We start from the raw sequence: 8005 nt of genomic DNA, 5'->3' as shown, positions 1-8005 counted from the left end.
GTTTGGTTTTTAATTCCCAAAAGTGTAGCCACACTTTTGGGAATTGGTATTACTTATTACTAGTTGAAGAGATGCGCCACATCTCTTCGACTAGTGATATCTATATTCGTTCATCCAATATTTTGAGGCAAATCAAATTCCTTAAAACAAAAAAGAGGAAGCGCTTAGCGCTTCCTCTTTTTTCAAGAGAATTAGTCAGAGGGAGGGCTGACTTGTTCTTTGAAAGACTTACCAGCAGAGAAGGCAGGAACCTTAGTAGCTGGGATTTCCATCTTTTCACCAGTCTTAGGATTACGTCCTTCTCTGGCTTTGCGATCGCGAGCTTCAAAGGAACCAAAGCCAACCAAAGTTACTTTATCGCCACCAGCTACAGTGTCAATGATTACTTCAAGGGTTGCAGAGAGGACTTCGTCAGCAGTCTTTTTGTTAACTGACAAGCCCTTTTCGGCTGCTTTCTTTGCAATAGCATCAACTAGTTCACCTTTGTTCATAGGTTTCCCCTTAAATATATGGATGAGTATGAGTATGAGTTAAATGTCAGAGTATTGTTTATGCGATCGCAATTTGCAAAAGCCGCACTGACTATGACTTCTGTTTGATCATTCTAATAGCAACTTGCCACTTGTGTATATACACAATGGTTAATTTATATAGATTTGAGCAGTTTTTTTTAAATACTTATTATTCAAATTCTTGATATAATCCTTACAATGCGCTTCCAGAAAGGCTTTTGAGTATCAGATCTTTTTTGAGAATAGTGTAATGCATACAGGGCAAGCACTTCACAAAAGTTCAAGTTTTTGGGATGCTTAGCGAAGTTTTTCCAGATAAAACTACATTCCCAAGATGAATGGCGGCGCGAAGCGCCGCCATTCATCTTGGGAATGTTATGTCCTAAACAAACCTTACGTTGCTATAGAGCAATCCTAAATGAGTTGTGAGAGGCTTCGACTTCGCTAGATATAGTGAGCACAAAACAAAACCCTAAAGATGAGTGACGGTGCTTCGCACCGTCACTCATCTTTAGGGTTTGTTGCTATAGGTAGCTGCTGCACGCCATTATTTCGGGGTCATTACCGAACAAGAGTAACGATCGCTATATTATTGTTAATACTTCTTAGCATTCTTGCAATTAAAATTTGCAATCAAAATTTGCAATCAAAATTTGCAATTCTCTTCGCAATTCTTATTTAAATCATAAAATATGCAATCATCAACGCCAGCTAGTAATTCTGGACTAACTCGTCAGTCACCCCTAATAATTGCGCCATTTTTTCTATGGGGGACAGCGATGGTGGTGATGAAAGCCTTGTTACCTCAAACAAGTCCGATGTTTATGGCGGCGGTGCGTTTGATCCCCGCAGGAATATTGTTGGTAGTGGGAGCAGCATATTTTGGGAGACAACAGCCCAAAGGGTGGCAAGCATGGCTATGGATTAGTTTGTTTGCCTTAATTGATGGGTCGATGTTTCAGGGATTTTTGGCTCAGGGCTTAGTACGAACAAATGCGGGACTGGGTTCTTTGTTAATTGACTCTCAACCCCTTGCCGTTGCCTTGTTGGCAGCATTGCTATACAAAGAAAGAATTGGCATTGGTGCTACTCTTGGGCTGTTGGTTGGAGTTGTGGGAATTGGACTAATCGGCTTGCCTGCGGAACTGATGGCGGCTCTCCTCGCAGGCGATCTGCAAACTGTTCTAGATGCAGGAATATTTACCCTCGGCGAATGGTTTATGCTGGGCGCTTCTCTATCGATGGCGATCGGGACGATTTTAATCCGTCCCGTGGTGCGCTATGCCGACCCAGTGATGGCTACGGGATGGCACATGATTATTGGGGGATTGCCTTTATTATTGTTTTCCTACCAGATCGAGCAGCAACAATGGCAAGATCTGAATGCTTGGGGCTGGTTGGGGATGACCTATATGGCGATTATGGGTAGCGCGATCGCCTATGGTTTATTTTTCTTTTTTGCCTCATCGGGTAGTTTGACAGCCCTGAGTGCCTTGACCTTTTCGACTCCAGTGTTTGCACTTCTATTTAGCAGCCTATTTTTGGGCGAAAACTTAACCTTAGCCCAATGGATCGGCGTAATTTTGACTTTAAGTAGCATTTATCTAGTTAGCGTGCGAGACGCAGGACAGGATACTGATACTATTGAGGATCACGATGACTCGTTAAGCTTTCCGAACGAAAAGATGCTGCCGCCAAAGGAGCAAGTTGCCATTAGTGCGCCCTTGCCTGTGTTGCAGCAGACTAGCAATGAGTCGCTAAATAAATTCCCTAAATAAATTTCCCAAATAAATTTCCCAAATAAATTTCCCAAATAACTTCCAGAATAAATTTCCAGAATAAATTTCTAGATTAATCGCCAAGACGCGAATAAGCCTATGCCTACTTTGTATATTTCAATCACCAATCACGGTTTTGGTCATGTGACACGCACTGCTTCAGTCCTTGCCGAATTGCAGCAGCGATCGCCTGATACGAAATTAATTATTGCAACGACAGCACCGCGTTGGTTATTGGAAGAATATCTCGAAGGCAATTTTGTTTACCATCCGCGAGTATTTGATGTCGGCGTAATCCAGATCGATAGTTTGCAGGTTGATCGTGAGGCAACCTTCGCCGCATGGCAACAAATTCGCGATCAAAAGGCAGATTTAATTGCCGCAGAGGTGAAGTTTTTACAAGAAAATCAAGTCGATCTAATATTTGGGGATATTCCTCCCATGATTGGCGAAATTGCCAAGGCGGCAAAGATTCCCTGCTGGATGGCAGGAAATTTTGGTTGGGATTTTATCTATCGCGATTGGGGGGGGAAGTTTATTGCCTTGGCGGATTGGTTGGCGGAATCCTACAGCCATTGCGATCGCCTTTTTCGTTTACCCTTTGCCGAACCGATGCATTGCTTCCCCCATCGGCAAGACGTTGGTTTAACAGGCGCAAAGCCCAAGTATGACCCTGAATACTTACGGGAAAAGTTTAATCTAGACAGCAATCGCCCGACAGCGCTACTTACTTTTGGCGGCTTGAGTTTGCAATCAATTCCCTATCAAAATTTAGCCAACTTTCCAGATTGGCAATTTATTACCTTCGATCGTAGCGCCCCCGACCTGCCGAATCTGACCAAAGCTAACTGCGATCGCCTCCGCCCAGTGGATCTCATGGTAATATGCGATCGCTTAGTCACAAAACCCGGCTATGGCACATTAGCCGAAGCTCTTAGGGTAGGCATTCCAGTAGTCTGTCTCACCCGTCAAGGATTTTTAGAAGCAGAAAATTTGATCTCAGGTGTCAAAAATTACGCCCAGCATCTCATTATCTCACCCCAAGAATTTTATGAGGGTGATTGGTCGTTTTTGTCAGCCTCATTTCAGGCTCCAGCCGCAGCTCCTGCCCAGCAGCTAGAGATGCATGGTGAAACAACTATCACTCAAGCGATTTGGGATTATCTACATTAACGCTCAGCTTGCAATTAAATTTACGCGATAAACTTTGACTTGGTTGTTTTGATACACTGGGGATCGATTGTCAGCGTAAACTAAAAAATCTTGAGCGCTGAGGAATCGACACCTATGCAAATTGAGCAATGCTACAAACTTCTAGGTTTGACATCTAACGCGACTTTAGAAGATATCAATAAGGCTTATAAGGCCCTAGCTTTGCAGTGGCATCCCGATCGCATTCCTAGGGAAAATGTCCAGCAGCAATTACAAGCCCAAGAAAGGCTGAAAGAAATCAACCATGCAAGGGATAGTTTACGCAAAGCTGCCGAACTGAATGCTTCCACACAGTCTAAACAGACAAGCCAAACAAATCAAAACTCAAATCAAAACTCAAATCAAAGTTCTACCCCGCGCGATCGCTCATACCAGCAGCAAACTAATCAACAAACTAAGCAGCAAGCTAAGTACCAAAGTAAATATCAGAATGCTTATCAAAGTACTTATCATCAAAATACTTATCAAGCCAAACAACAAGCGGAACCAGCTTCCGAGCGTTATCGCCCACATCAATCTCAGTCCTATCAGACCTATCAATCTTCCCAATCTAGCTATCAGTCCTATGATCGGTCGAGATCAAAGAGTGCTTCGTCCCAATCAGCCCAATCTTCAGATCGTTCTCCTAACTCCGATCTAACTGGAGCCGATTTCAGGGGAGCCAATCTTCGGGAAAAGTATCTCGAAGGTCGCAATCTTAGTTATGCAAATTTAAGTAACGCCGATTTAGCGGATGCATTTTTACATCGGGTTAATCTTCAGGGAGCAAATCTTCAGGGGGCAAATTTATTTCGGGCAAATCTATTTCAAGCTAATTTACAAAATGCCGATCTTCGTGGGGCAAATTTAATTGGTGCGGACTTGAGTGGCTCTAACTTAAGTGGGGCAAATTTAAGCGGTGCGAAGGTAGGCTTTGGCGAAAAAATTATGGTCAAGCTAACAAATGTTAACTTTCAGGGTGCGACAATGCCCAATGGATCGATATATTCTTGATCTTGCTTCCTCTATAGCAACGTAAGGTTTGTTTAGGAAATCAAAACCCCAAAGATGAGTGGCGGCGCTTCGCGCCGCCACTCATCTTTGAGGTTTTGATTTGTCTTAGCTATCGTTAAGTTAACTAATACCCATTCACGAAAGTGTGACAACACTTTTGTGAATTAAACCCCAAACCCAGTAAGGGTTTTCAAAGCTCAAAATGGCGTAGCCATTTTGAGCTTTGGTATAACGTCAGTGCGGATTAAGCACCCCCCTTCTCAAAGCCCAAAAGTAAAAGCTTTGCTAAGCAAGGCTTTTACTTTTGGGCTTTGAAAATTTGCTAGCTTAACCCGAACTGACGTTAGCTAAGAGGAGAAGGAAGCACTTCGTGCTGCCTTCTCCTCTTAGGTTGGATTCTTTAGCCCTACAAGCGATAAAAGCTATAGTTGTAATGAGGATTATCGTACAAAATAAAATAGCGGGTATCGCCAAGTTTTAGTTAGCAATCCACGCTATAGAGGAATTATCCGAGACATGTCCATAGATTACCGATAAAAAATCGAGCAAACATCAGCAAAATTGCCTGACTTAGCCTCGACAACCCTTTGCGCTCAAACCAAAACTAAAAAACTCTAGCAGCGCATACCTTCTAGGCGAACTACCGCCAACCATTCACTGGGAAAGGAGCAACATATAGCTGCCGCCAAATATATCAAAAAGAGGGTTGCCGCGCGGAGCGCGGCAACCCTCTTTTGGGTTTTATGTCCTAGATGGCGATACTCGGCAAAGTTTTAACTGAATTTTTCTGTCAAATTGTATACAAAAAGTTTTATCTCTTTCTAAAGGATGATTTGCGATCCCCACTAATATCGTAGTTTAAAAAATGGTCATTATCTTAAAGTAATTTCAAACCTCATATATTAAGCTCGTAAATTTAAAATTCACTGATTTAATACCAACCCTAGTCTTTTAATTCTTAAAATCCAATAAATAGGTCTTTTCCACATACTTTTTCACATACTTTTCCACATAGTTGTATAGGGATTATGTAAGCTTATTTTCGACTAAACATCTTTCTAAATATCTTTCTAAACATCTTTCTAAACATCTTTGTTGCTTAACATCTAAAGCTTATGTCCAGTCTGTCATCGATCGTGGCGATCTCTTTGAGTTCGCTAATTTCTAGTGCGTCCTCACCAATTTTTTTTACTAAATTTATAAACCATAGAATTGACTGCGAGCTCTGTATAGCCAATAGACAATTGCACTCAAATAATGGCAATTCAACAAATCTTAATCAGCCCAAATATGCGATCGAACTCCGCTTAAAGTCAGATGATGAATGGATGATCATGGTCAATCGACAGCCTACATTTTGGCTTAAAGATTTGCCAAAAGCAGCGATCGTTACCGCGAAACTTGCCCTCATCATGAATAGTCCAGAATTCGATCCTAATAGGCTCGAACCAGTAGTCATCAATGGTGAATACATTGGTAAATATAAAAACGATATTTTATTTAAACTGCCTAAGTCTGAGGTAGTTAATCCTTCGCTCAACTTGACTCAATGGATTAACAATTTGCGCGTTAGTGCGGGCGCAGAGCCGCTAACTCTGGTTGAAGCGCAAAAACAGATGTTTCAATTGGCGAGCACTAATGAACAAATTGATGGGATTGCTTCTTGGTATGGTCCCTATTTTCAAGGTAGACAGACTGCTTCGGGTGAGCAGTTCGAGCAGCAGGATTTTACGGCGGCGCATCCCAGTTTGCCCTTTGACACCTATCTTAAAGTTACTAACCAGAATAACGGTCGCTCTGTGGTAGTAAGGATTAACGATCGCGGTCCCTATGTCGGCGATCGCAATCTTGATTTGTCCCATGCCGCAGCGATCGCCCTTAACAGCGATGAGGTTGGCGTTGTCCCAATTACCGCCACGGTATTAGTCCCGCCCAAGAATAACTAGGATGAAATTGGCAGGATCTCGCTTTACCTTAGGTTTTCCGTGCGCGTCCCGATATCGAGAAACTGAATTAGTTTAACTGGATCGGCATTAAACATAAAAGCCCTCGCATCGGGATTAATTTTATAGCCTTCTTTTTCCGCCGCCTTTTGAGCGGCATAGGGAAGAGGACTAGATAGATCGAACATTAATCTGGCATAGGGATCGCTCAGCACCTCCGCCGTATTAGGGAAAGATACGGGCTGGGTATACTCAGCCGAAAGATGGATATTGTAAAGCAGCACCGACCCATCAGTAGTGCTCAATTTTTTGAGTGCGATCGCTTCTTCTGTTGGATCGCCATCGGTAGACTCCCCATCGGTAATGTTGATAATTGTGGGTGGATAACTATTGGGATGTTTTTCAATCCATTCCGTTAGTAGAATTCTCGCGAGGGCAAATACACTGCACATCGCCGTACCACCGCTAGCGATCGGCTTAAACCAGATGGGAAAATCATTGTAGACTTCTACTAGCCCACCCATACCATCAGGTAATTTCTGAGCGCGTTTTTCCAATTCGACAGGATTTTCGTAAATCTTGCCAATGGGTGCGATCGCTGTTTCCCCAGCCAAACCATCCAGCGCCGATGCAACCTCACTGTTATATCCAATTACACCAACATCAAAATAATCATAAATCTCATTACCCTTGACACATCTTTGTCCAAGAGAGTCAAGCAAACGATTTACGGCATCGGCAACAGCCTGCGCCTTTTGGATCGATTCGCTTGTCTTATGTAAGCTTTCATTCGCTCCTTTGGTCGTTCCCTTAGTAGCACTATCATGAGAAAATGCATCCGCCATCGATCCAGATTGATCAATGAGGAATAGGAAACAACTGGGTTGGCGACGGCTAATTTCTGCTGAGTAAGGCATATTAAACTTACCCGATTCCTTATTTAGTATGTCTCAAGAATTAATCTCAGTCTAGCAAAGGTAAGCTAAATAAAAAACTTCCTGTCCAAAATTCAGCTATTTAACTTAAGCGATTTATTACAGCTATTTCCGAACAAACGAATTACAAGAAATTTCTTGGTTCAATTTTGAGCGCAAAGTGTTTTACAACGCTTTACGCTCAAATCCAAACCAAGAAACTTTTTGAAAGTTTTGCTTTGCAAAACTTTCAAAAAGTTTCTTGGGGTTCTTTTGATCGAAAGCTTATCGCGCTAGGACAAAAGCAAAACCGAAGAAGAGAAAGCCGGCGTTAAGCGCCAGCCTTCTCTTCTTCGGTTTTATGTATAAATACATTTGGCGACTGTTATCGATGATTTAAGTCAGCAAACCACAAATATGAGTGGCGGCGCTTCGCGCCGCCACTCATATTTGTGGTTTTGATTTGTCCTAGCTATCTCTTACGTTCCTAGAAAAAAGATTTGGCTCAATAGGTGATTCGGGGAGGTGAAATAAAGGAAGAAATTGATAATATAGTAGCAACAATAAAAAGCAGCGAACACAATGCTGAGCGTGAACTTAACGCATCTAATCGATGATAGAAAAATGTTACGAAACAGTGCGTCAGATGCGAT

At 42.4% G+C, this 8005-nt stretch carries 6 protein-coding genes; 4 read left to right on the top strand and 2 right to left on the bottom strand.

Translation table 11 applies throughout. The features are described 5' to 3' along the window. Positions 1–191 precede the first annotated feature (191 nt). The gene (locus tag PSE7429_RS19985; RefSeq protein ID WP_009629166.1) at positions 192–491 is read right to left on the bottom strand and encodes an HU family DNA-binding protein; all 300 of its coding nucleotides are present in this window, start codon (positions 489–491) and stop codon (positions 192–194) included. A 713-nt stretch (positions 492–1204) separates the two neighbouring features. Between PSE7429_RS19985 and PSE7429_RS19980 the strand changes: the two genes are divergently transcribed. The 4 genes from PSE7429_RS19980 (at position 1205) to PSE7429_RS19965 (ending at position 6441) form a co-directional block, all read left to right on the top strand. After that, positions 1205–2290 carry a DMT family transporter gene (locus PSE7429_RS19980; RefSeq protein WP_009629165.1) on the top strand — a complete coding sequence of 362 codons (1086 nt, stop codon included), beginning with the start codon at positions 1205–1207 and terminating at the stop codon, positions 2288–2290. 99 nt (positions 2291–2389) lie between these two features. After that, on the top strand, positions 2390–3463 hold the full coding sequence (locus PSE7429_RS19975; protein WP_009629164.1) for a glycosyltransferase family protein: 1074 nt from the start codon (positions 2390–2392) through the stop codon (positions 3461–3463). A gap of 114 nt (positions 3464–3577) precedes the next feature. Beyond that, on the top strand, positions 3578–4495 hold the full coding sequence (locus PSE7429_RS19970; RefSeq protein ID WP_009629163.1) for a pentapeptide repeat-containing protein: 918 nt from the start codon (positions 3578–3580) through the stop codon (positions 4493–4495). 1115 nt (positions 4496–5610) lie between these two features. Next, a complete protein-coding gene (locus PSE7429_RS19965) occupies positions 5611–6441 on the top strand; it encodes a septal ring lytic transglycosylase RlpA family protein (RefSeq protein WP_009629162.1) in 831 nt (276 codons plus the stop codon). Between the two features lie 23 nt (positions 6442–6464). Here the strand turns inward: PSE7429_RS19965 and PSE7429_RS19960 are convergent, their stop codons facing one another. Next, positions 6465–7355: a vWA domain-containing protein gene (locus PSE7429_RS19960; RefSeq protein ID WP_009629161.1), complete on the bottom strand. Its 891-nt coding sequence runs from the start codon at positions 7353–7355 to the stop codon at positions 6465–6467. Positions 7356–8005: the final 650 nt, after the last annotated feature.

The organism is Pseudanabaena biceps PCC 7429, assembly GCF_000332215.1.
Lineage (GTDB): Bacteria > Cyanobacteriota > Cyanobacteriia > Pseudanabaenales > Pseudanabaenaceae > Pseudanabaena > Pseudanabaena biceps.
The sequence above is the reverse complement of the archived record's forward strand: the minus strand, read 5'-3'. Positions and strand labels throughout refer to the sequence as shown.

Excerpts from the sequence above, each read along its gene's own strand:
- PSE7429_RS19970 (WP_009629163.1), top strand. The coding sequence starts at position 3,578 with ATGCAAATTGAGCAATGCTACAAACTTCTAGGTTTGACATCTAACGCG.
- PSE7429_RS19985 (WP_009629166.1), bottom strand. The coding sequence starts at position 491 with ATGAACAAAGGTGAACTAGTTGATGCTATTGCAAAGAAAGCAGCCGAA.
- PSE7429_RS19965 (WP_009629162.1), top strand. The coding sequence starts at position 5,611 with ATGTCCAGTCTGTCATCGATCGTGGCGATCTCTTTGAGTTCGCTAATT.
- PSE7429_RS19980 (WP_009629165.1), top strand. The coding sequence starts at position 1,205 with ATGCAATCATCAACGCCAGCTAGTAATTCTGGACTAACTCGTCAGTCA.
- PSE7429_RS19975 (WP_009629164.1), top strand. The coding sequence starts at position 2,390 with ATGCCTACTTTGTATATTTCAATCACCAATCACGGTTTTGGTCATGTG.
- PSE7429_RS19960 (WP_009629161.1), bottom strand. The coding sequence starts at position 7,355 with ATGCCTTACTCAGCAGAAATTAGCCGTCGCCAACCCAGTTGTTTCCTA.